A 24,966-nucleotide genomic window follows, 5' to 3' on the forward strand; every position below is an offset into this window, starting at 1 on the left:
GTTAATTAAATTATAAGGAATACCTGCTTTTTTTAAACTAAAAAACGTGCAATATGTATGGCTCCTAAACAATTTTTTTAAATTTGTTATATATACACCGCACGTTTTAATAGTTATAATTTTATAATTATATAAAAAATAGAAATTCATTTATGTTTTTTATTTCTATTAACGTGCGTTATAAATTAAACTTTAAATTTATTTTTGAGTGCATCAAGAAATATTTTGGAAGCTCTTGAAAACTCTTGATTCTTCTTCCATACAATATTAAGCCCTGATTCTAATTTCGGCTTTAAAGGTATAAAACAAATATTTTCATTATGCATATTGTCTATTAACTTATCCAAACATAAAGCATACCCCATACCTTCTCTCACCATAATCAAAGCATTATAAATTAAGTTATAAGTAGCTGTTATATTAAGCTTATCAAAAGTGTCTGAAAACCACCTTGAAAAATCATTGTCCTCTATTTCTGTTTCCATTACCTGCCTTGAAATTATTAAAGGAATATTTAATAAATCTTTTTTTGTTATATTTTTATTTCTTGAAAGGGAAGAATCTTTTCTCATAATTAGTCCCCAAGTATCTTTAGCAGGCATTTTTAAATAATCATATTTAGATAAATCAGCAGGGTCAATTAATAATCCAAAATCGAGTAATCCCTTATCAAGCTTTTCTGTAATATCTTGAAAATTGCCGCTGTAAATATTATATTTTATATGAGGGTAGTCTTTTTGAACATCTTTCATAACAGAAGCTACTAAGCTCATAGACCAACTCTCGCCCGCACCAATAAATATATCTCCAGCTATAACCTCATCAGTAAAATTAAATTCTGCTCTTGCTTTTTCTATCATATCGATGATTTCTTCTGCTCTTTTTTTTAATAAAATTCCTTCAGGTGTGAGAACTATATTACTATGCCTTCTCTCAAAAAGCTTATGACCAATATCTCTTTCAAGCATATTTATCTGTCTTGATAAATTCGGCTGAGTGAGATTAAGATATTTAGCTGCTTTTGTAATATTACCCTCCCTCACCGTTATTAAAAAATATTTTAATGCCCTAATTTCCATAATATTACCCTAAAATATAATTATGCTTTTTAAGTATCAGACAATACAAACTATAACTTATTACATTCTACAAATATATCAATATTAGTCAATAATTTAATAGTAGATATATAAGCAGTATTATAATTCTTTAATAATAAATTAACCTTGATTTTTATATTATTACATAATATATTTTTGCAAATTATTTTGAGGATTATAAATATGTCTGTAATAAAAGATTTAAAAAGTAAGTTACTTATTATGATACTAATTAGTTTAATCATAGGTGCTGTACTTGGAATGCTTGCTTCTGCATATGCTTCAGAAGAAACATTAAAAACATTAATTTCAATATCAGACCCTATAGGCAATATTTTTATAAGGCTTTTAAAAATGATAGTAATGCCTGTAATTATTTTTACTTTAATAAGCGGAGTTTCAAGCATATCACCAAAGCATCTTGGCATAGTTGGTATTGTCATACTTATTTTTTATATGATAACTTCTGTAATATCTTCTGTTTTTGGTCTTGCTGTTGGTAATTTATTAAAACCTGGTTTGGATTTAGATTTAAATATGGCTATGGCTACCACAAAAGAGTTTGTAAAACCCAATTTTATAGATACTTTGCTTTCAACTATACCAACCAACCCTTTTTCATCTTTTGCTAAAAATGACGGAGATGTACTTCCTACAATATTCTTCTCTATATTTTTTGGAATTTCATTGGCATTTTGCAGAGATAATGAAAATACAAAAAATAGTGCAGATATTGTATATAAGTTTTTTGACGGCTGTACAAATATTATAATAAAAATAGTTGGCTGGATTATGTTTTATGCTCCTATAGGGGTTTTTGCTTTAATATTTACAGTATTTGCTAAAAATGGTCCTGAATCTTTTAAATCATTATTAAAAGTTACATATACTATATATATCGCTTTTGCTATTCAGCTTATCATTGTTTACAGCATAATCAATCTTATATTTGGAATTAACCCTAAGAAATTTTTGGTAAAGATTTTTGAACCATTGTTTACTGCATTTGTTACACGTTCTTCCGGCGGTACATTGCCTATATCTATGAAAGTAGCTGATGAAAAGATGGGAATTAATCAAGGTATTTATAGTTTTACTTTACCTCTTGGTGCCACTATCAATATGAACGGTACTGCTATATATTTGGGAATATGTTCTATATTTATATCAAATGCTACAGGCAATGCATTAGGTTTTAATGCTCAGTTAACTGTTGTTGTGGTATCTGTGCTTGCTGCTGTTGGTACTGCAGGAGTTCCGGGTGCTGGTTCTATTATGCTTCTTATGGTGCTTAATTCTATTGGTCTTGATATTAACTCTGATGTAAATGTTGCGGCTGCTTATGGTATGATACTTGGAATAGATGCTATACTTGATATGGGAAGAACTGCTCTTAACATATCCGGAGATTTATGCGGAACTGCAGTGGTTGCTAAACTTACTAAACAGATGGATATGAACAAGTGGAAAGATTAAATATATTTTAGTTTATAAAAAAACGTTGATAATAAAAAAGGCTTTTAGCCGAGAAATCTCTAAAAGCCTTACAATAAAATAAAAAATACCTCTATTCTAAATTTTCCCCATTACTATCTATAACTTTTTTATACCAGAAGAATGATTTTTTCTTACTTCTTTTTAAAGTACCATTTCCAAAATCATCTCTGTCTACATATATAAAGCCGTATCTTTTAGACATTTCACCGGTACCAGCAGAAACCAAATCTATAGGTCCCCAAGTAGTATATCCTATCAAATCAACACCATCAATTTCAACAGCATCTTTCATATTTTTTATATGCTCTCTTAAATAGTCTATTCTATAATCATCTTCCACATAACCATTTTCATCAGGCTTATCATGAGCACCAAGTCCATTTTCTACTATAAACATAGGCTTTTGATATCTGTCATAAATATCATTTAAAGTAACTCTTATTCCAAGCGGATCAACAGTCCAACCCCATTCAGTTTGTTTTAATGCAGGGTTTTTAATATCTCTTTCTAAAGCATCTTTTGTTTCTACATGCACCGTCTTATCCACAGTAACACATCTTGTTGTATAATAAGAGAAAGAAATAAAATCAACAGTATATTTAGCTAATAAGTCTAAATCTTCTTTTTCCATTTTGATATTTAACTTTTCTCTTTCAAATTTTTTCAAAGCATAATTAGGATATTTTCCTCTTGATTGCACATCAACAAAGAAATAAGATTCATTATTTTTTTGCTGAGCAGCTAATACATCTTCCGGCTTTGAAGAATAAGGATAACAAGTTCCAGCAGCAAGCATACATCCCACTTTATTGTTTGGGTCTACCTCATGAGCTATTTTTGTAGCCAATGCACTTGCAACCAATTCATGATGAGCTGCCTGATATTTCATTTCTTCTTCATTTTCACCCTCTTCAAAATAAAGTCCAGCTCCCATAAAAGGCAAATGCAAAATCATATTTATTTCATTGAATGTAAGCCAATATTCTACTAAACCTTTATATCTGTTAAATATAGCATTACAAAGATTTTCATAGAATTTTATCATTATTCTATTTTTCCAACCGCCGTATTTTGTAATTAAATGCATAGGGCAATCAAAGTGCGTAATAGTAACTAAAGGTTTTATATTATATTTTAAACACTCTTTAAATACATCTTCATAAAATTTTAAGCCCTCTTCATTAGGTTTATCTTCATCACCCTTAGGAAATATTCTGCTCCAAGCAATAGACATACGATAAACACTAAAACCCATCTCGGCAAATAATTTTATATCTTCTTTATAATGAGTATACATCTCAATAGCATCTTTTGAAGGATAATAATGATCCTTGTCAAAATCAAACATTTTCATTTTACCGCTAATAACAGCAGTTCTATCTTTACCATGCGGAGCAACATCAACATTAGCCAAACCTCTTCCGCCTTTATCAAAGCCGCCTTCACATTGATTTGCTGCGGTAGCTCCTCCCCATAAAAAACCTTTTTTAAATGGCATAAATAAACCCCTTATATTAAAAACTAAGATTAAAATAATGTAAAAAGCATAAAAACTCAAACAATATTTTTTCCATATTAATCTGGTAATTAATTAATAAGAGTTTAATTGACTTGATTTAAAATTATTTCTATACTAGTTCCCAATAGTAACAATAATATTATTTTAATAAATTTTTTTGATACAAGGAGATTTTTTATGACTTTCAAAGAAAAAGCTGCAGATTTTATGGAAAATAAATTCTTGCCAAAAATGGTACAAATAGCCTCAAATAAATATTTGGTTGCTATTAAAGATGGTTTTGTATTTACAACACCTTTTATTATAGTGGGTTCATTCGTTTTGCTGCTTTTTAATTTACCGCTTCAAGACCCTAACAATTTCTTATATTTTGAACCTTATGGCGTTTTTGTAAAAAGATTTCAAACAGAGTTTATACAAATATATAATTGTACTATGGGAATGATGGCTTTATTCGGAGCTTTTGGTATAGGATATTCATTCGCTGGTCATTATAATATGGATAAACCAACTTGCGGTTTTGTCTCTTTGTATGCTTTTTTACTTTTATCAGCTAAATCAATAACTGCTACTATGATAGGAAGTGCTGCTTCATTACTTCATGTTACCGAAAACACAAATATTGCTATAGTAGATGCAAGATATTTAGATGCTAAAGGATTATTTATTGCTATTATATGCGGATTAGTAACAGTAGAAATATCAAGATTTTTAATGGAAAAAAATATTATGATAAAACTTCCAGATTCTGTGCCTCCGGCTATAGCTAAATCTTTTGAAATTCTAATACCTGTAGCTGTTATATCTATATTATTCCAAATAGTAAATGTTATAATACAAAATAAATTACATGTAATGATACCAGACTTATTATTAACTTTTATTCAGCCGCTTCTTAATATGGCAGATGGTTTACCAGCCATAATTATATTCTTATTATTAATTCACGTTTTATGGTTCTGCGGTATACATGGTGCTAATATTGTTGGTCCTATAATGGGGCTTACTACTTCATTAAACTTATCAATAAATCAAGCTGCTCTTACTGCAGGCGAACAAATACCTAAAATATTCGCAGGAGAATGGATGGCATTTTTTGCATATACTGGAGGTTCTGGTGCTACTTTAGGTTTATGCATAGCTATGCTTATGTGCAAAAATGCTCAAGTAAAAGCTATCGGTAAATTAGCAATTGTTCCTGGTGTTTTTAATATTAATGAACCTATAATATTCGGCATACCTATAGTAATGAACCCTTTGTTTGCTATACCTTTTGTATTAACTCCTATAATAAATGCAATAATATCATATATCCTAATGGAGCTTAATATTATTTCAAGAATAGTTGCTCTCGTTCCTTGGACAACTCCTTCACCATTGGCGGCATTCATCGCAACCAATTTGAATTTCTTAGCACCTGTTTTGGTGTTAGGATTAGTGGTTCTTGACTATTTTATATACAAACCATTTTTAAACATATATATAAAACAATTAGAAAAAGAAGAAATTGCTGCTGTAAGCTAAAAAACTATAAAACATTGCTAATGATATAAAAAATAATCATTAACAATGTTTTTTAATATAAAGATAATTTTATAATCATCAAAAAAGGGTAATCGAAATGAGTAACAATGAAAAAATTAATACATTTATAGAAAATAAATTAGCACCTATAATGTCAAAACTTGCATCAAATAAATATATCAATTCTATTAATTTAGGTTTTTATTCACTCTCTCCGCTTATTATAACATGTTCTATATTTATATTAATTTTTAATTTGCCGTTTTCAAATCCTGATAATGCTTTATATATAAAAGGTTATCATGATTTTACTCAATACTTTCATAAATATTATATAGCTGTATTTAATTCGAGCATAGGAATTATATCAATATTTTTATCATACTCAACAGCACATGCCCTCGCAGAGCATTATAATTTAGGTAAATTAGCAAACTCTTTTTTATCAGCATATGCATTTATATTATTATCAGCAAAAACCCTATCAATATCAGCAGTAAATACAGCATCACAATTGTTAGACTTGGGCGAACAATTACAAATAAATGTTATAGATGCAAGATATTTAAATGTTAAAGGAATAGTACTTGCAATAGTTTGTGCTATAGTATCTGTTGAAATATATAGATTAGTAGTAAAAATAAATATTAGATTTCCAGAAATAATACCAAGTGCTATAGCCAAAACTGTAGAATCAATAATACCATTTTTTATAGTTTCTATTTTATGTATATTTATTAATGTAATCACAGAAAAATATTTTAATAATACTATAGCAAGCTACGCTCTAAAAGTTTTTGAATATTTGGCAGTTATTTCAGATAGTTTAATACTAATAATTTTTATATTGTTATTAGTTCATATATTATGGTTTTGCGGAAGCATTCATGGGTCCAATGTAGGAAGTGTTATAATAAACCCCGCTGTATTAATAAACTTAAGCATTAACCAATATGCTATAATCAATGGAGAAAATTTAAATAGAATTTTTGCAGGCGAGTTTATGAATGGGTTTATATATATTGGAGGGGCTGGAGCTACTTTAGGTTTATGTATAGCTATGCTTATGTGCAAAAATGAAGAAATAAAATCTATAGGAAAAACAAGCATAGTTCCCGGAATATTCAACATCAATGAACCTATATTATTTGGAACACCTATTATTATGAATAATACTTTCTTTATTCCTTTTATTTTCACTCCAATTATAAATGCTGTAATTACATATTTTGCTTTTAAATTAAATATAATTAGTAAAATAGTTGCTGCTGTGCCTTGGCCTACTCCGTCTATTTTAAATGCATTTGTATCTACTAATTTTAGTATAAAAGCACCGCTACTTATTATTTGTTTATTCATAATAGATTATCTGATGTATAAACCATTTTTAAGTATTCATATAAAGAAAATTGAAAATAATTAAAATACACAATTAGTTAATTGGCAATAAAAAAGTGTATAAATATTTTATGATATATATTTTTAGAATTTAATTAAATCATGAATATTATCAGTTAAAAGTGGGTACTATTTTTAAATAAAAAATAAGAGGCAAACAATATTCTTATTTGCCTCTTTAAATAATTTAGGATAATCAAAAATTTATTAATTATAAGTTGGTAGTGCAGGGTCAGGGTTATTTGGATCTATTTCTTCTACAACAACATAATCTACCCACATCTCATAATTAGCTGACTCATTTTCATCAGGTCCAGGACCCCAAGAACCATTCTGATATGAAGCATTCAATATTAAATATTGAGCAACATCATTATATGGATACCATTTTTGGTCTGAAGGTTTAGTAGTAGTAAACTCTAAACCTTTTTTACCATCAATGTATAATATAACTTTATCTTTTAATATATCGCAAGTATATACGTGCCAATCATACATTTTTATGTTATTATTTACTCCAGACATGTCAGCAGTTACAGAGGCTGAATTTCCAGATGTTCTTAAACATTGTATTGTTAACCAAGCTCTATTAGGCTCACTAGAAATCCATTCCATCATATCTATTTCACCGTCCGCAGGCCATTCATTTGGAGTTCCCAAAGGGTAATACCATATAGCAGGGAAAGCACCTGTAATATTAAATTTAGAACCTATTGTTTGTTTATCATTACCTTCAACTAAAACAGCTTTAACTGTAACACGGCTTCCAACAGTAAATTTATTATTATATGTATAAACACCGCCTGTTTTAAATTGCTGATACTCACCACCGTCAGAAGGAGCATAATTTGCTTTCAATTTTAAATAACCGCCTTCCACTTTTACATTTTCCCAACCTGTATTATCAAAAAATCTATTCCAAGTAGGTGATTTACCGTTAGCATCATATTCTTGATAACATAATGTCCAAATATCTTTATTTATTTGTGTACCATCAAAATCATCTCTAAAGAAACTATTAGTTGTCAAACCGGCACCGGCACCGCCGCCGCCGCCGCCATTCCCTTCATTTGGATCTGTAGTATCATTACTGCATGATACTGCAAATGCAGCAAAAGTAGCTAAAGCTGATAAAAAGACTATAATTTTTTTCATTTTTTTACTCCTTTAAATTTTATTTTATTTTTTTTATAAACTAAAATACCAAGTTATACCTGTAGAAGCATTTAATACAAATTCACTTATGTTTCCTTTATTAAATGAACCTATTACAGTTGCTCCGCCTGTTTGTATCTCTGTATACCATTCTAATGATTTTGTTGGTTTTAAATATATCTCTCCATATACAAGATATCCAACTGTATAGAATAAATCTTTTCTTAATTTTATTAAATCTGAATTATTCTGATTGCTTTTATATATTCTGGATCCTCCTATCATATTGAATGATAAAGAAGGCTCAAGATATAAGCTAATAGTATCACTGCTTGAAGTAAATCCTACAGGCACTGCAACACTAAATCTATATGGGTCTTCTATTTTATAACCTAATGTTTGAAGCAAGCCTAAATCATCTGCTACATATCCTCTGTAATCTCTTCCTGTAGAAAATGCTGCTCTGTTGAATGCTGTTATATCAAAATTCTCTCCTGCCCATGTTTTTCCATTTTCATCTTTTGTTTTTAAAGCCTGGTCATATTGAAGTCTTAATATAGGCTCTATAAGAACATCTTCAGTTTCAACTCTGAAATATATTCTTGTAGCAATACCAAATGATTTTCTTTTAGCATTTGCATTATTTTTATATTCACCATATTTAGCATATAATCTTATATTACTCATAAATGGTAAATTCATATAATATCTAAGCTCAATAGGAGTAGATATTCCCATTTCTCCGTCTTTTTCTTTAGAACCTATTCCTATACTAACAGGCACATTTATTCTAATATTATCATTAAGAACTGTTGCTGTTAATATTGGTGTATGAACTTGATATGATGGGTCAGAATAAGCAAATTCATAACCTAAACCAACACCTACCATAGAAGTTTTATAACCTATTCCTGCAACTGCTTTTGGTATAAAGAAATACTTTTGAAGTTTTGTACCATTGTTTTGTGAAGTTTCCATATCAGTCATACTATACAAGTTGTTAAATATTTTACCTGCTGTAATACTTGTAAGTCCTGCAGCAACGTGAACATTATTGGCCTCTAATTTAAAACCAAGCTTATCGAGACGTGCTCTAAATTGGTTACTATGTACTAAAAAATCAATAAAATCATCATAGTTATAATAACCAAAAACATATGAAGTCGAAACAGAAAGCATTAGAAATAGTAAAGCAATGTACTTTTTCATACAAACTCCTTAAATTATATTTACATACTAAGTATAAAAAATAAAATTATAAAAATCAACAAAACTCATACAAATAAATTACTGCATTAATCTGGTAATATTTTTTACAATTCATAATTAACTTTAGTTTTAATATGTTATATTTTCAGTATAGAAAACAAAAACTCAAAAATCAACAAAACTCATACAAATAAACTACTACATTAATCTGGTAATATTTTTTCTGCTACTTAATTGACTTTTTGTTTTAATCTATTAGACTTTAAATAAATAATAAATTTTATTAAGAGGTATTCTTATGAAAGAAAAATTCAATGCTTTTATGGAAAGCAAATTTCTTCCAATAATGTCAAAAATAGCCATGAACAGATATTTAAATGCTATTAAAGACGGTTTTGTATTTGCAACGCCATTTATTATTATAGGTTCTTTTGTACTATTGTTATTTAATTTACCTTTAAGCGATAAGACTAATTTTATGTATTTCCCTCCTTATGAAAGTTTTGTACAAGCATTTTCAGGAAATTATATACAAATATTTAATGTTAGTATGGGTATCATGTCATTATTCGTTTCATTTGGTATAGGATACTCTTTAGCTGGATATTATGGACAAGATCAAATTACAAACGGATTGTTGTCTATGTATGCATTCTTACTATTGTCTGCAAAATCTTTGGCAGTAACAGTAATAGGTGCTGCTGCTGAGTTATTACATGTGGCAGAAGAAGTTAATGTTGGTGTTTTGGATGCAAGATATTTAGATGCTAAAGGACTCTTTGTTGCTATTATTGCTGCTTTGTTATCTGTAGAAATAGCAAGATTCTTATCTAAAAGAAAAATAACTATTAAACTTCCAGATTCTGTGCCTCCTGCTATAGCTAAATCTTTTGAAATATTAGTTCCTGTAGCTGTAATTTCTTTGTTATTCCAAACTGTAAATATGCTTATACAAAATAACATGAAAATTATGGTACCAGATTTAATTATGAAAATTTTACAGCCATTATTGAATATGTCAGATGGTTTGATATCTATAATAATTATATTGCTATTAATACACATATTATGGTTCTGCGGTATACATGGTGCTAATGTTGTTAATGCCGTTTTACAACCGATTGCTCTAACTAATTTGGCTGTTAATCAGGCTGCTCTTGCTGCAGGTGAACATCTGCCAAAAGTTTTATCTGGTGAGTTTATGAATAGCTTTGTATATATAGGAGGTTCTGGTGCTACTTTAGGTTTATGTATAGCTATGATTATGACTAAAAATGCTCATATGAAATATATCGGTAAACTTTCTATAGTTCCTGGTTTCTTTAATATTAATGAACCTATGATGTTTGGTGCTCCTATAGTAATGAACCCTATATTTGTTATACCTTTCCTTTTAACTCCTATAATTAATGCTACTATAAGCTACATATTCATGAAACTTGATATAATAGGTAAGGTTGTGGCATTGGTGCCTTGGACTACTCCTTCTATATTAGGTTCTTTCATCTCTACTAATTTAAATGTTGTAGCTCCTATATTAATAGTTGGATTAATTATTTTAGACTACTTTATATATAAACCTTTCCTAAATATGTATTTAAAAGAATTAGAAAAAGAAGAACAAACAAAATAAAATCCTTATAATAAAAAAGAGACCCTATATTTTTTAGAGTCTCTTTTTTTTATATTAAAACCTTCATTTAAATATTTGTGTGATGTCGTTTATTGTTATAAATATAGCAAGTGTTATTAAAAATGCTGCACCAAAAGCCTGTATTTTTGTAAGCACTTTTCTGTCTATAGGTCTTCTCATTATAAGCTCTATAAAAGAAAATACTATCATACCACCATCTACAACAGGAAGAGGCAAAAGATTCATTAAAAATAATATTAAACTTATAGTAGCAGTGAAAGAAAGTATAGTTCTAATCCTATCAACACTAACAGATATTACCTGAGAAGAAAGCTGTATTATCCTTACAGGTCCTCCTAAATTCTCTCTTACTGACAGCTTACCAGTAAATAAAAGCTTTAATCCATTTACATAAGAAACAATATATTTACCAGTCTCTTTAAAAGCCTCTGGTATAGATTTTGGGAAAGAGGTACCATCTATTTTTTCAACTTTTACAGGTGTACTCATAAACTCTATACCCAAACTTCCATAAGTGCCGTTTTTTGATTCTACAGGTTTCGGCATGGCCTCTCTTGTTATCTCTTCTCCATCTCTCAAAACAGTGATTGTAATTTTATTTAAAGCATTATCCATTATAAGAGGTCTGAAATCTGCTATATTATCTGCGTTTATATTGTTTACAGCTAATATCTTATCTCCAGCTTGAAGTCCGGCCTCCTCAGCAGCAGAATCTCTAACCACATTCTTTATAATTAAATCTCCGCCAAAATAAAAACCTAATGCCTTCTCTCCGCTTAATGCCTTCAATATTTCTACAGACGGTATAGACACATTTACTGTTTCTATATTTCCGCTTTCTGCAGATTTTCTATTTAATGTAAAATTAATACTATCTGCATTCTTTTGTATAGCCTCTTCATTTATAAGCTTTAATACATCATTATCATAATTAACTTTAGTTCCATTTACAGCTGTAATAGTATCTCCGCTTCTCATGCCATATTCATAAGCTAATGTATTTCCAGATTTTGCATGCATATATTTAGCATCTTTAAATACGCTTATAGTTGGTGAATATAAATCCACTGTAGAAGGTATTGATACTAATATAACAAGAAGTAAAAAAGCAAATAAATAATTAAAAAACGGACCTGCAAAATATACTATAATTCTTTTTAATGGAGACATGCTTATAAAATCATCATCTTCTACTTTTCCATCTTCTGACATCTCTCCCTTAAATTTACAATATCCTCCAAACGGTATTATTGACAATCTAAAATCTATTCCTTTTATAGTTCTTCTAAATATTATAGGTCCAAACCCTATTGAAAAAGCTTCTGCCTTTATTCCAACAGCTAAACCAGCAAGTAAATGCCCCATTTCATGAACAAATACAAGCACACTTAATAATATAATAGCACCTATCCAACTCAATTTTGAGCCTCCTTATTAAATACTATCTTTATTGATAATAATTACTAATTAGTATATATTATATAATAAAATATTTCAATACTAATGTTTTAATATTTTTTAAATTTGAAGAATGATATAATATTTTTAATATATTTCAATAGGAATTATGTAAATTTATTTTTTATATAATTTATATAAATTGATGTTTTTATTAAATAATTATAAATAAACACTTCCCTGACGAAGCACTTTATTATTAATACAATCATATAAAGTAGAAGGAAGTTTTTTTTCAATAGTTCCGCAATTAACGATAAGATCAACTTTGTCTTTATATAGCTCTACAAGTTTATTTCCGTCATATATAACACCATAACCTGTAGGATTAGCTGAAGGTGCCACAAGAGGGGGAGTTAATTGTAAAAGCTTATTCATATAATCATCTTTAGGTATTCTAAGAGCAACAGTATCTTTTAAATATAGAAAATCTTTTTTTATGATTTTTTTTAGAGGCATAATAAAAGTAAGTTCGCCCGGTATCTTTGCTTTTACTGTATCTGGTATATTTCCTTCGCATAATATATCAATAAACTTAGAATCTTTTAAAAGTATAAGCAGAGGTTTTTCTCTTTCTCTCTCTTTTATTGAATATATTCTATTAATAGCATCAACATTAAAAGCATCAGCCAACATTCCATAAACAGTATCTGTTGGCGATATAACAACCCCGCCCCTATTTATAACTTTAACAGTTTCTTCTATAGCATATTCTACACTATCAGCATTTGTTTTATCAAGTTCAATTACCATATTAGTATCCTCATTATCATTGACTATCTTCTAATAACAGTAGGGTGAATATATACTTTAGCAAAACCTCTTCTCTTTGCATTATGTAAAGCAAGAAGAGAAGGAGCTATCTCCTTATCAAGATTATCAAAATGATAGTTTTCTTTATATGCTGTATATGCTATTCCGGCAGATACAGTATATTTTATAACTATCTCATTATACATTATTTCATTTTTATTTACTAATTCTTTTATTTGCTCTATCTTCTCTTCATAGAGTCTTATATCCATTCTTTTAAATGCTACTATAAACAAATTAGTATCATATCTGGCTATAAGATCTTCTTCTCTGCTTGCATTAGTTAATACTTTAGAAAATTGCAATATTATTTCTTCTCCGGCCATTATACCGAATTCTTCTATTATATTATCTATGCCGTCTATAGAAAAAGAAGCTAATATTATAGTCTCCTGATGTCTTACGGTTTCTGCTAACAATCTTTTAAATTGAACTAAAAATTCTTTCTTATTATAAAAACCTGTTTCTAAATCAATATTTAATATTTCTTCGTATTTCTTTTGCGATTCTTTATAAGACTGATAATTTTTGTTTGAAGTTTCAGTCATATTATTCAGAGCATTTTGAAGATAATCTATTTGTTTCAGATTTTTTTGATATTCTATATACATTCTCTTTTCTTTCATTGCATTATGCACATTAACTATAAACTCCATTTCATCGAAAGGAGTAAATAAAAGCCCATCAATGTCTAAAGATATAGCCTCTTCTATAAACTCTATTTTTTTATACGGCGTACTTAATAATATAACAGGTATACCCTTAGTATTTTCTTGATTTTTAAAAGTGTCCAAAAGCTGAAGCCCTTGAGAATCACCTATATCAGCATCGATTATTATTAAATCAAGCGATGTTTCATTAGATATACTGATGGCTTGAGAACGGGACTTTGTTGATATTGGGTTATAATGTCTTTCTTTTAATATATCAACTATTTTTTCTAATAGTTCTGCTCTATGTTCTATGACTAAAATGTTTTCATTCATAAATATAATACTTTACTAATTTTATATGTATATGATTTAATATCGTAAATAAAACAAAATATATTAAATAAAAATATTGAAATTATATGTTTAAAATGTAATATATAATTTATAAAAAAAATATGAATATTGATTTTTTTATAAATTATCCGATAATGAGATAGATTTTAAATAAATAAAAAATAAAAATTAGTTGTAAATGAGAGTTTTTATATTATTATCTTTATTAATTCTTATAGGCTGCCAAAGTGCCGTTATTATATCAAACAATTCTGATGATAAAAATTTAAATAATATAAACAATGCAAATTATACAAACAATAATGTAAAATATACAAACATTACAAATGATGCAATATCTAATGATTCTCAAAATAATGTTTATTATGTGCAAAACACTCAAAGAGGAAAAGTTTTAATATTAAAAGAACCTATATTTTTTGATTCTAACAGCAGTATTGTAAATACAAATAAATATGCAGAAACTTTAGATTATTTATCTTTAATATTAAAATATACAAATGTTCTTAATATATATATAGAAGGTCATATTGATTCTAGCGAAGTTAGATATATGAATAAAAACACTATATATAATTTAAGCCCTACAAATAATATATTATATTTATATGATAGATATAATAATGAATTTGACTTATCATATTTGCGTTCATTGGCAGTAGAAGATTTATTGATAAACGATAATGATAAACTTAAATCTATAGGTCTTCAAAATTTAATAGATTATGGAGATGCACAAAAAAACAGAAGGGTAGAATTTGTTATAATAGAAAACTCTAATGATATGTATGTTTACACTAATTATCTATATAATTTATATTAAACTTTTTTGTAATGTGCTTTAAAGTTTTCATCAAAATAATAAATCATATCTTCATCTTTATCATGCGAATCATACCAAACCTGAGCAAAGAAAGGATTTTTCTTAGATAAAATATCGAAATTCCAAGTATAATCCGGCATACATTCTTCACACCAATGACCAGCTTTTATAACAGTAAAAGGCGAAGCTTCAAATTCATGCCCATCAGCACAAGACCATTTTAATTTTGTGTATAAATCACCTTTAGTCATGCTATCGCTTAAAAGTTTACCCCCTCTAAACTCGGCAGCTTTTTTAAGGTCTTCTAAATCTATTTCACTGTCTTTTTTGCTTTCATCATAACCATGATTAAGAAGCTTAGCATTTTTTATATCAAGCAAAGCTTTATAATCTATATAATTTCCTTCAGAGTCTTTATTTTCAAAAAGTAAATTAAAATCTTCCCATTTTTTAGGCAAATTATCAAAGTTTTCTAAACTTCCAAAATAAGCAATTATCTTACCGTCTTCATTATTTTTACGCCAATATGTCGGTGAATTAGGATGCGGCAAAAGTCTCTGTATAGCAAAAAATGATATTAAAGAAGGAGGTACAATTTTACCCAAAGCATAATACCAATGAGTTTTTCCTATTTCATTCCAATAATCAGTAACAGACTCTTTTTGATATGAGAATAATTCTTCTAATTTATTTCCGTCATAATACCAAAGCCCATGAAAGTTTCTTACAGCATTCCAATTAGGATTCATATATTTTTTTGTGGAGCCTCCAATTAATTTGAATCCGTCATTAAAAGTATCATAACCAATAAGCCTGTTTTCTGCCTTGCTTCCCAAATTAAAACAGCCTTTCCAAAAATAGTCATCTAAATTGCCTTTTATATCTTCAACAATTATTCTTTTCATCAAAAGTCCGCTGTCTCTTGCTGTAGCCCATTCAAGCGGTGCATTATAACAAGTATGAAACATAAGCCCATCGCTCATATTGTCTGTAAGCATTCTATTATGAAGCATAGCAGTTTGTCTTATTATAGCCCTATTTTCTAATGATGAATCAAGAACATATCTTTCGCCTTTTAATTTGGAAAAAGAATAAGCATCATATGGACTTATAAGCAAAGGGTCTCCAACTCTTCCCCAAGGGTGCTTTTCGTTTCTATTACCATAAAGTGCTACCGTTGATATATGAACAAGCTTAGGGCGTTTATCTTTAGGCATTTCCTCTAATATATCAACAATATTTTTAACCCCCACAAAGTTAGTTAAATGTGCAAGCTTTGGATATTTGTCCGAATTTGGAGGTATAACAGCAGCAAGATTAAGCACATAATGAGAGCCTTTTATTAACTTCTCGCAATCTTCTTTTTTATGTAAATAACCTGTAACTATTTCTACTCTTTTGCCGTACTGCTTTTTAAATTTATCGCCTGCTTTTTTGCTTTCTTTTCTTACAAGCACTTTTACAAGTTCAATATCTTCTATCTCCATTAATTGTCTTAATGTTTCAAGACCCATATTCCCTGTAGAACCAGTTAAGCTAACTGTATATTTCATTAATTCTCCTATTTTTTATAATACATCATTAGTAATATTATTGTTATCATTATTCATATCACCATTTGTATAAGAATATATAGGAGGATCTTCCTTTTGTAAATAGTCAAATTTAGTGAATGCATAAGATAATTGAAATCCAACACCATTCACCCATATAGATTCATGCTTGCTTGTTACAGCCAAATCTAAGAAGAAATCAAGGAATAATCTGTCTTTCCAAGAAAATCCAAGCCCTGCATAAAGTCCTAATTTTGATACAAAATCCGTTTCGAGACTTTCTATTACTTCTTTTTGTGCTGTTTCTCTATATAAAGAATATATATTCATATCTAATCCATATTTTATTCCGCCTCTAATTTCAAACCAATCTAAAGGCTTTATTGCAGTTCCAACAGGTATTTCTAAATATGGAATAATACTTATAGCATTATGAAGAATATCGCCAGTAGTTATTAAATTACCTTCATCTATTGTATTATTAACACTATTATAAGTATTAGACATTATATAAGTTGTGCCTAGATTTGTTACATTTAATCTTAAACCTATTCTAGGTTCTGTTGTTAATTTTATTACTCTGTCTATTATATCCCATTCTAAAGTAGGTGCAGCACTAATATCAAAACTCATATTAAGATTATAATTTTGATTGCTATTAGCTAAACCGCTATTTATTACTTTATCTATTTCATTAGGAGATATATTTGTAGAGTTTAGAATAAAACTCTTTTGATTATCTTTGTAAAGGTCAAATTCTAATCCAAGATTAAAATTCAATTTTTGCAAAGGTCCTGCTACTAAAGGCATAACAAACTCTGGATAAAACAATAATCTTACAGAATTATCAAAAGAATTTGTAGAAGTGTTTATATATTGATGTGATAATGTATCTTTTGTGCTGTTGTTTGTTATGTAATTTTGCGAATAGTTATTTACTGCTATAGCTATTGGTAAATTTAACTGCATATCATTATTAAAAACAACACTCACCGCTATTTCATTATACCATTGAGAGTTTGTAATATTGTTTGTTATAGTTGCATAATTATTCTCATTAGTTTGATGATAATAACTATATCCTTGATTAATATAATATCCTCCGGATTTAGCTAATATATAATGTATAGATACCATATCATTAATTTTAAAAACAGGTCTGAATGCAAAAGAAGTATCTAAGTTTTTCTCTTTACCAAGTATAACTCTATTAGCAACTGGTATATATTCTCTATTATATTCCATAGTTTGAGAATCTATTGAGAAAGCTCCTCCTATTCCAAAATACATCTCATTATCTTTTATTGGTATACCAAAATATAATTGAGCTGTGTTTTGCATACCATTTTTAAAACTAGGAGCATACATTCCTGAGAATAATGTTCTATCTAAATCAAATATATCTTTAGCCATTAATTTATCAGAATATGAAGACATTTGATAAGCTGTTGATCTTTTTACAGCGGAGTTATCTAAATTAAATATTATATCTTTAGTTGTATATATGTTCTGAGAAAATAAACTTGAAAAAGAAAATACAATTATTGCAAAGATTATAAGTATTCTATTATTCATTTTTTCTTCCTAACTAACTAATTTTTTTTTGCATAATTTATTATACAAAATTATAACAAAATTTTCATAAATGTAAATTGATAAAAAAATAAATTTTTATTTAATGATATTAATTTCGGATTTTTTTTACAAACTTTTTCAATAAATATAAAAAAATGTTTTATATGTACTACAATATTACATAAATATGTTTTTTTAAAATTATTATATTTATTTTAGTATTTTTACAAAGTTTGTTTAGTTATAGTTGTTTGCGGAACTTTTAGTCTTTGTTGTTTTTCATCTAATGTGATTATTGTTACACCTTCTATTGTAGCATTTGATTCATCTTCAAATATAATCATATAATTAAACATAGTAGTAGATTTTGCTTCACCATTGGTAATAATATAAGATATTGTATAATAGTATATATTATTTTTAACATCTTCATATATGCTTGAAGCAGGTATAAAGTCACTATCTATATTAATAGAACCGTCTTCATTAATAGTTACGATAATTTCTCTTTCACCCGTTGTTTCTCCTGTATCATCTTGCAGTTGCTGCGGTATTGGAGTGCTTGGGTAGTTTGCATTATCTTCTTCTATGCTTCCTATCCAAGTTCCTACAAATTTTTTATTTACACCTGCACCTGTAATATTTTGAAGTTTACAGCTAATAATTAAGATTATAAGAATAGTTAGTTTTAATACGTTTTTCATAATATAAAATTAGTATCGACTTTTTTATCTATTTTTTTATTATATAGCTTAATTTTAATTTTACATAAAAATTGTTTAATATGTTAGATAATTTTCATAAAAAATAAAAAAAATATTCCAACCTGTAACAGTTTATATGAATTTATCTAAAAAACATTGACTTTTTTATGTTTTTGCCTTAGAATAACTAAGCACAGATTATTGATTTATTGGTATTTTTTAATGTTTGATAACTTAACAAAATCTATATCTAACGTGTTCTCTAAATTACGCGATAAAAAAGTCTTATCTGAAAAAGATATAGAAGACACCCTCATAGGAATTAAAGAAGCCTTATTATCAGCAGACGTATCTTTAGAAGCAGCTGATAAATTTTTAGAAGAAGCCAAAAAAAGAGCCATAGGAAAAGAAAAGTTAGAAAATGTAGACCCTGCTAATCAATTTGTAGCCGATGTTCATGATACTTTGGTTTCTATGATAGGCGAAGGTGAAAGCGGTCTTAAATTAGAACCTGTAGAAAAAACAACAGTTACTCTCCTATTCGGTTTGCAAGGTTCTGGTAAAACTACAACTTCTGCTAAATTGGCTAAATATTATAAAGATAAAAGAAGAGTTTTTCTTGTTGGTCTTGACGTACACAGACCTGCTGCTATGGAACAATTAGCAGTATTAGCTAAAGAGGTTGATGTTCCTTGTCATATAGATACAAAAGAAAAAAAGCCTTATAAAATATTAAAAAGAGCTATGTCTATCGCTAAAAAAGAGCAGTATAATATGATTATTGTAGATACTGCAGGACGTTTAGAGATAGATGAAGAGATGATGCTTGAACTTAGAAGAGTTGTTAATTCTGTTGATGTTACAGAAAAATTACTCGTTGTAGATTCTACAGCAGGTCAAAGTGTGTTTGATGTTGCTAAGAGTTTTCAAAGCAATATTGGCATAAATGGTGTAATACTTACAAAATTTGACTCTGGTGTTAGAGGAGGAGCTGCTTTATCGCTTCGTTATGCAACAGGCTCTTCAGTTAAGTTTATAGGTACTGGTGAACATTTAGAAGATATAGATGTATTTGATGCAAAAAGAGTTGCAGGTCAGATACTCGGCATGGGTGATATAGTAAAACTTGTTGAAAAAGCTCGTGCTGCTATCAGTGAGAAAGAAGCTCAAGAGATGCTTCAAAAAGTTATAGAAAATAATTTTGATTATAATGACTTTTTGAAACAGATAGATGCTACAACTAAAATGGGCGGTATATCTAAAATGACTTCTATGATACCGGGAATGGCTAATGTGGATAATGAATTAATAAGCAGAGAAGAACAGAAGTTTGTAAAATATAAAGCTATTATACAATCAATGACTAAAAAAGAGCGTTTAGCATTATTTCCTTTGAATAATTCAAGAAAGATGCGTATAGCTAATGGAAGCGGTCAAAGTATTTATGATGTAAATCAGCTAATAAAGCAATTTACAATGATGAAGAATATGATGGGCAGCACTAAAAAAATGAATAAGTTAGCAAAATCCCTAGAGGGCATAGGTATGTCTATAGATGATTTAAATAAATTAATGTAATAATTTTGGAGGAAAGAAAGGTGGTAAAATTAAGATTAAAACGTATAGGTCGCAAACATGAACCTCATTATCGTGTAGTTGCAACAGATTCTCGTTTTCCGCGTGATGGTCGTTTTATAGAGGAGTTGGGCTGGTTTAATCCTAAGGCTAAAGATGTTTTATACAAATTAGATTTAGAGAACATCAAAAAATGGCTCTCTAATGGTGCACAGCCTACTTATGCAGTTAAGAGTATTCTTGTAAAAGAAGGATTAATGGAGAAAGATAAAGGAGCTCCGCTTGCTAGAAAACAAAAAAGAGCATTGAAAAATCCTGAGAAGAGACGTAAGAATCGTACACAAGCTAAGCCAGAGGTAACAACAGAAGAAAGTAACACTGAGGCTTAATATATATTATAATAAAAGGAGTGTGCTATGACGGAAGAAAAAGAGCTTATTGAGTACCTAGCTAAAAAGCTAGTTGATGAGCCTGATGGGGTTAGTGTTAAAGTGATTGAAGGTGAAAAAAGTACTATTCTCGAGCTAAAGGTTAATCAAAGCGACATAGGTAAGATAATAGGTAAAAGAGGTCGTATAGCTCATGCTTTACGAACTATTCTTTTTGCTGCTTCTATGAAAAGCGGTAAACGTGTTATGCTTGAGATTATTGACAATTGAAGATTTTTTATTCAACTATCACTAGTGTGCATGGCTTAAATGGAGAGGTAGAATCTTCTTTTCTAGATAAAAGTTATTTTGCCTCTCTTCCTTTTTTAAATAATAATATCAACATATATATTGATAATCAAGAATATAAAATAATAAATATAAAGAAAAAAAATAAAGCTTTTGTTTTCAAATTAGAAAAAATAGATAATATTGATGATGCCAAAGCTTTAATAGGTAAAGACATTTATATAGACTATGATAGTTTACCCTCTTTAGATGATGACAGTTTTTATGAGGCTGAAATTATAGGCTATAATGTAATAGATTCTGATGGGAAACTCTATGGAAAAGTAGTAGATTTATATTCTTTGCCATCTAATTATGTTTTTGTTATTTCTTTGGAGAATAGTAAACAAGAGATTTCTATACCATTTGTTGGGGCATATTTCGGAAAAGTTGATAAAGCTAATAAGTTTATAGAGATTATAGAGAAACCTATAGTTGATGAAGAGTGAAAATAACTGCATTTTTACACAAATATACATTTATTACTTTATAGATATTAAAAAGATACAAAGCTAAAATATTTGCACTTTCACGAAGCGTGCCAGAAAAGGGCGAAAACTTTGACGAAGTCCGCACCGCGACTGAAAGGAGTCCTTCAGGCAGACCGTAGGAAGTAACTTTAGGTATGGGTGCGAAGGCGGGAAAAGTTTAATAAAAATCATATTACAAAATATACTTATTTAGCTATATACTAAAAACTACACACATTTTACAAAAATATATAAATTGACAAAATTATTTCTTTGAGTATATTTATAATACAAGTATTAACTAATGATTGTTAGACTACTGCAAAAAATTTGCATTAGAAAAGAATATATATTAAAATAATATATATAGAATTTAAAAAAAGGATACTATATGTTTAAAGGCACTACTATATGTGCGGTATGCAGAGATGGTGTTACTGCTATAGCTGGAGATGGACAGGTTACTTTAGGCGAAACTGTGATGAAGCCTAATGCTGTTAAATTAAGAAAACTATACGGGGGTAAGGTAATATCGGGTTTTGCTGGCTCTACCGCTGATGCTTTTACATTATTTGAAAAGTTTGAAAAGAGGCTTCAAGAGTTTTCGGGTGATTTAACACGTGCTGCTGTGGAACTTGCTCGTGAGTGGAGAACTGATAAGATGCTTAGAAATTTACAGGCACTTATTATAGTGGCTAGCAAAGAGAAAATGTTGCTTTTATCTGGTAATGGTGATGTGATAGAGAGTGAGAATAATATACTTGCTATTGGAAGCGGCGGACAATATGCTAAGGCGGCTGCTATGGCTTTGAGTGAAAATACTAATCTTTCTGCTAAAGAGATAGCAAGAAAGTCTTTAGAGATTGCTTCACAAATATGTATATATACCAATAGTAATATTTCTTTGGAGGTAATAGAATAGATTATGTCATTTGATGCTAAATTAGAAAGTGAGCTTACACCTAGAAGAATTGTTGAAGCTTTAGATCAATATATAATAGGTCAGACAGAGGCTAAACGTTCTGTGGCTATAGCTTTAAGAAATAGATATAGAAGACGTCATTTACCTGAGGAGTTAAAAGATGAAGTTGCTCCTAAGAATATTATTTTAATAGGACCTACTGGGGTTGGTAAGACTGAGATTGCGAGAAGGCTTGCTAAATTAGTTAATGCTCCTTTTATTAAAGTGGAGGCTACTAAATATACTGAAGTTGGATATGTGGGCAGAGATGTTGAGAGTATGGTGAGAGATTTGGTTAATGCGGCTATATTTGAGCTTAAAACCTCTATGATGAAAGAGGTTGAAAAAGAGGCTACTGATATTGCTTTGGATAAACTTGCTAAACTTTTACTTCCATCTGTAAAAAAAGAAGATAATGAAATAATATCTGCTGAAGAGGCTGAGAAGAAAAATAATGCTAAAGAGCAAATAAAAAAACGCATAGCAAACGGAGATTTTGATGAGAGTTATGTTGAAATAAAAATATCATCTGGTCAGGGCAGAATGTTTGGTATAATACCGGGAATGGGATTTGAAGAGAATGATATGATTCAGTCTATGGTTGGAAGCATTATGCCTCAAAGCAAAAAGAATAAAAAATTAAGAGTAAAAGAGGCTAAGAAATATCTTATAAATGAGGCGTCTGAAAGTTTAATAGATATGGAAAAAGTTACTTCTGATGCTTTATCTTTAGCTGAGAATATGGGTATAATATTTTTAGATGAGATAGACAAAATAGCAAGCGGAAATAAAACAGACAGTGCTGATGTGGCTCGTCATGGTGTACAGAGGGATTTACTTCCTATAGTTGAAGGAACAACAGTTAATACTAAATATGGTCCTATAAAAACTGACCACATACTTTTTATAGCGGCTGGTGCTTTTCATGTTAATAAGCCTTCTGATTTAATACCGGAATTGCAGGGAAGATTTCCTATTAGAGTGGAATTAAAAGCTTTATCTAAAGAAGATTTTAAAGATATACTTGTTAATCCTAAGAATGCTATTACTAAACAGTATCAAGAATTACTTAAAACTGAGGGCGTTACAATAGAGTTTGAAGATGAGGCTTTAGAAAAAATAGCTGATTTGGCTTATAATATTAATACTAATGTTGAAAATATTGGAGCAAGAAGACTTTATACTATTATGGAGAAGGTATTTGAAGAGATTTCTTTCAGTGCAGATGAACATAGCGGAGAATTTATAAAAATAACTTCCGATAATGTTAAGGAGGCTGTAAAAGATATAGAAGAAAATAGAGATATTAGCAGATATATATTATAATTATTTAATAATAGGAGGATAATTTATGAATGATATAGAAAAGGCTGATTTAAGCCAACTTAATATTGACGATACAGATGTTGCTTTAAATGAAAGTAATTTATTTATTAAATGGCGACCTATATATGAGACTAAACACAAAATTATAGATAATCAGCATAAGGAACTTGTTAATATTATTAATGAACTTTATTTAAGCACTATTAATAATGGGGAGAGTAATGGAGCTTTTATTAAGGCTGTGAAAAAATGTATTGATTATACACAGTATCATTTTAAAACTGAAGAGAAGATTATGGATTTAATTAATTATTCTGATGCTGAAAATCATAAGGCTATGCATAAGAATTTCTGCGTAGAATTGGTAAATCAAATAAGAAGATATGAAGAGGGGCAGCCTTTTGTTGCTAATAAATTTTTAAAATATTTAAAAGATTGGCTGTTAGAGCATATTGCTTTTAGAGATAAAATTTTTGTAGAAGAAGTAATAGCTTACTTGAAGAAAAACAATATATAGAATTATTAATTTAAATCAAATCTATAATGACAAGGGTTCATAGCAGCAATCAAAGTAAAGTTAGCTATAAAATATAAATTTATATTAAGACTTCAGACTAATTTTCTTCAATTCACATATTTTATGACTTCATTATAAAAATATAATAAAAATGAAATTAAATAAATTTATTTAATAATTATAAATATTATATTTGAGTATTCCTTAATTTTTTAATATAATGTTAATTTACACAAAAATAGCAAAAAATATACTTTTTATAATTACTTGACAAAAATTATTTATTTGCTATCATATACTAATGATGAACTATATGAACTATATATTTAACATCACGCATCGCATCGCATCGCATCGCATCGCATCGCATCGCATCGCATCGCATCGCATCGCATCGCATCGCATCGCATCG

At 28.8% G+C, this 24,966-nt stretch carries 21 protein-coding genes and 1 pseudogene; 12 read left to right on the forward strand and 10 right to left on the reverse strand.

Features of this window, described 5'->3' with window-relative positions; genetic code table 11:
• Window positions 1-185: 185 nt before the first annotated feature.
• The gene (locus tag Q0H31_RS08820; protein ID WP_295297355.1) at window positions 186-1,079 is read right to left on the reverse strand and encodes a LysR family transcriptional regulator; all 894 of its coding nucleotides are present in this window, start codon (window positions 1,077-1,079) and stop codon (window positions 186-188) included.
• A gap of 204 nt (window positions 1,080-1,283) precedes the next feature.
• Here Q0H31_RS08820 and Q0H31_RS08825 point away from each other — a divergent pair, with 204 nt between their 5' ends.
• Window positions 1,284-2,576 carry a dicarboxylate/amino acid:cation symporter gene (locus tag Q0H31_RS08825; RefSeq protein ID WP_295297357.1) on the forward strand — a complete coding sequence of 431 codons (1,293 nt, stop codon included), beginning with the start codon at window positions 1,284-1,286 and terminating at the stop codon, window positions 2,574-2,576.
• Between the two features lie 91 nt (window positions 2,577-2,667).
• Here Q0H31_RS08825 and Q0H31_RS08830 read toward each other — a convergent pair whose 3' ends face one another.
• Window positions 2,668-4,095 (reverse strand): 6-phospho-beta-glucosidase, encoded by a 1,428-nt coding sequence (locus tag Q0H31_RS08830; RefSeq protein ID WP_295297358.1) that lies wholly within the window; start codon window positions 4,093-4,095, stop codon window positions 2,668-2,670.
• 198 nt (window positions 4,096-4,293) lie between these two features.
• On the opposite strand from Q0H31_RS08830, the gene Q0H31_RS08835 reads away from it, so the two are divergent.
• On the forward strand, window positions 4,294-5,640 hold the full coding sequence (locus tag Q0H31_RS08835) for a PTS transporter subunit EIIC (protein ID WP_295297360.1): 1,347 nt from the start codon (window positions 4,294-4,296) through the stop codon (window positions 5,638-5,640).
• A gap of 97 nt (window positions 5,641-5,737) precedes the next feature.
• Entirely contained in the window at window positions 5,738-7,063 is a 1,326-nt protein-coding gene (locus tag Q0H31_RS08840; RefSeq protein WP_295297362.1) for a PTS transporter subunit EIIC, read from the forward strand.
• Between the two features lie 182 nt (window positions 7,064-7,245).
• On the opposite strand, the gene Q0H31_RS08845 is transcribed toward Q0H31_RS08840, so the two are convergent.
• Together Q0H31_RS08845 and Q0H31_RS08850 are read right to left on the reverse strand one after the other, a co-directional pair.
• A complete protein-coding gene (locus tag Q0H31_RS08845; RefSeq protein ID WP_295297365.1) occupies window positions 7,246-8,193 on the reverse strand; it encodes a glycoside hydrolase family 16 protein in 948 nt (315 codons plus the stop codon).
• Window positions 8,194-8,226: 33 nt separating this feature from the next.
• Complete coding sequence (locus Q0H31_RS08850) at window positions 8,227-9,402, reverse strand: cell surface protein (protein WP_295297367.1); 1,176 nt, start codon at window positions 9,400-9,402, stop codon at window positions 8,227-8,229.
• Window positions 9,403-9,700: 298 nt separating this feature from the next.
• On the opposite strand from Q0H31_RS08850, the gene celB reads away from it, so the two are divergent.
• On the forward strand, window positions 9,701-11,035 hold the full coding sequence (celB, locus tag Q0H31_RS08855) for a PTS cellobiose transporter subunit IIC (protein ID WP_295297369.1): 1,335 nt from the start codon (window positions 9,701-9,703) through the stop codon (window positions 11,033-11,035).
• Window positions 11,036-11,098: 63 nt separating this feature from the next.
• On the opposite strand, the gene rseP is transcribed toward celB, so the two are convergent.
• The 3 genes from rseP to Q0H31_RS08870 all read right to left on the reverse strand — a co-directional run bounded on the left by rseP (window position 11,099) and on the right by Q0H31_RS08870 (window position 14,313).
• Entirely contained in the window at window positions 11,099-12,475 is a 1,377-nt protein-coding gene (gene rseP, locus Q0H31_RS08860) for an RIP metalloprotease RseP (protein WP_295297371.1), read from the reverse strand.
• Window positions 12,476-12,676: 201 nt separating this feature from the next.
• Entirely contained in the window at window positions 12,677-13,267 is a 591-nt protein-coding gene (locus Q0H31_RS08865) for an L-threonylcarbamoyladenylate synthase (protein ID WP_295297373.1), read from the reverse strand.
• 23 nt (window positions 13,268-13,290) lie between these two features.
• The gene (locus tag Q0H31_RS08870; RefSeq protein ID WP_295297375.1) at window positions 13,291-14,313 is read right to left on the reverse strand and encodes a diguanylate cyclase; all 1,023 of its coding nucleotides are present in this window, start codon (window positions 14,311-14,313) and stop codon (window positions 13,291-13,293) included.
• Window positions 14,314-14,512: 199 nt separating this feature from the next.
• On the opposite strand from Q0H31_RS08870, the gene Q0H31_RS08875 reads away from it, so the two are divergent.
• The gene (locus Q0H31_RS08875; RefSeq protein WP_295297377.1) at window positions 14,513-15,157 is read left to right on the forward strand and encodes a hypothetical protein; all 645 of its coding nucleotides are present in this window, start codon (window positions 14,513-14,515) and stop codon (window positions 15,155-15,157) included.
• On the opposite strand, the gene Q0H31_RS08880 is transcribed toward Q0H31_RS08875, so the two are convergent.
• The 3 genes from Q0H31_RS08880 to Q0H31_RS08890 all read right to left on the reverse strand — a co-directional run bounded on the left by Q0H31_RS08880 (window position 15,154) and on the right by Q0H31_RS08890 (window position 18,989).
• Window positions 15,154-16,710 carry an NAD(P)-dependent oxidoreductase gene (locus Q0H31_RS08880; protein ID WP_295297378.1) on the reverse strand — a complete coding sequence of 519 codons (1,557 nt, stop codon included), beginning with the start codon at window positions 16,708-16,710 and terminating at the stop codon, window positions 15,154-15,156. The genes Q0H31_RS08875 and Q0H31_RS08880 overlap by 4 nt on opposite strands.
• A gap of 15 nt (window positions 16,711-16,725) precedes the next feature.
• Window positions 16,726-18,285: a hypothetical protein gene (locus Q0H31_RS08885; protein ID WP_295297380.1), complete on the reverse strand. Its 1,560-nt coding sequence runs from the start codon at window positions 18,283-18,285 to the stop codon at window positions 16,726-16,728.
• Window positions 18,286-18,509: 224 nt separating this feature from the next.
• Window positions 18,510-18,989 (reverse strand): hypothetical protein, encoded by a 480-nt coding sequence (locus Q0H31_RS08890; RefSeq protein ID WP_295297382.1) that lies wholly within the window; start codon window positions 18,987-18,989, stop codon window positions 18,510-18,512.
• A gap of 222 nt (window positions 18,990-19,211) precedes the next feature.
• On the opposite strand from Q0H31_RS08890, the gene Q0H31_RS08895 reads away from it, so the two are divergent.
• From Q0H31_RS08895 to Q0H31_RS08925, 7 genes and pseudogenes are all read left to right on the forward strand, one after another.
• Window positions 19,212-20,567, forward strand: a complete 1,356-nt coding sequence (locus tag Q0H31_RS08895) for a signal recognition particle protein (RefSeq protein WP_295297385.1) — start codon at window positions 19,212-19,214, stop codon at window positions 20,565-20,567.
• 20 nt (window positions 20,568-20,587) lie between these two features.
• A pseudogene (gene rpsP, locus Q0H31_RS08900) lies at window positions 20,588-20,830 on the forward strand (30S ribosomal protein S16); the annotation flags it as partial.
• 150 nt (window positions 20,831-20,980) lie between these two features.
• Window positions 20,981-21,223, forward strand: a complete 243-nt coding sequence (locus Q0H31_RS08905; protein WP_014489041.1) for a KH domain-containing protein — start codon at window positions 20,981-20,983, stop codon at window positions 21,221-21,223.
• The gene (gene rimM, locus Q0H31_RS08910) at window positions 21,220-21,729 is read left to right on the forward strand and encodes a ribosome maturation factor RimM (protein WP_295297389.1); all 510 of its coding nucleotides are present in this window, start codon (window positions 21,220-21,222) and stop codon (window positions 21,727-21,729) included. Before Q0H31_RS08905 ends, rimM begins: the two co-directional genes overlap by 4 nt.
• A gap of 412 nt (window positions 21,730-22,141) precedes the next feature.
• Window positions 22,142-22,672, forward strand: coding sequence for an ATP-dependent protease subunit HslV (gene hslV, locus Q0H31_RS08915; protein ID WP_295297391.1), 531 nt, complete (start codon window positions 22,142-22,144; stop codon window positions 22,670-22,672).
• A 3-nt stretch (window positions 22,673-22,675) separates the two neighbouring features.
• Window positions 22,676-24,037: an ATP-dependent protease ATPase subunit HslU gene (hslU, locus tag Q0H31_RS08920; protein WP_295297393.1), complete on the forward strand. Its 1,362-nt coding sequence runs from the start codon at window positions 22,676-22,678 to the stop codon at window positions 24,035-24,037.
• A gap of 25 nt (window positions 24,038-24,062) precedes the next feature.
• On the forward strand, window positions 24,063-24,554 hold the full coding sequence (locus Q0H31_RS08925; RefSeq protein WP_295297395.1) for a bacteriohemerythrin: 492 nt from the start codon (window positions 24,063-24,065) through the stop codon (window positions 24,552-24,554).
• The last annotated feature ends 412 nt before the right edge of the window (window positions 24,555-24,966 follow it).

Origin of the sequence: uncultured Brachyspira sp., from assembly GCF_934747485.1 — a bacterium.
Lineage (GTDB): Bacteria > Spirochaetota > Brachyspiria > Brachyspirales > Brachyspiraceae > Brachyspira.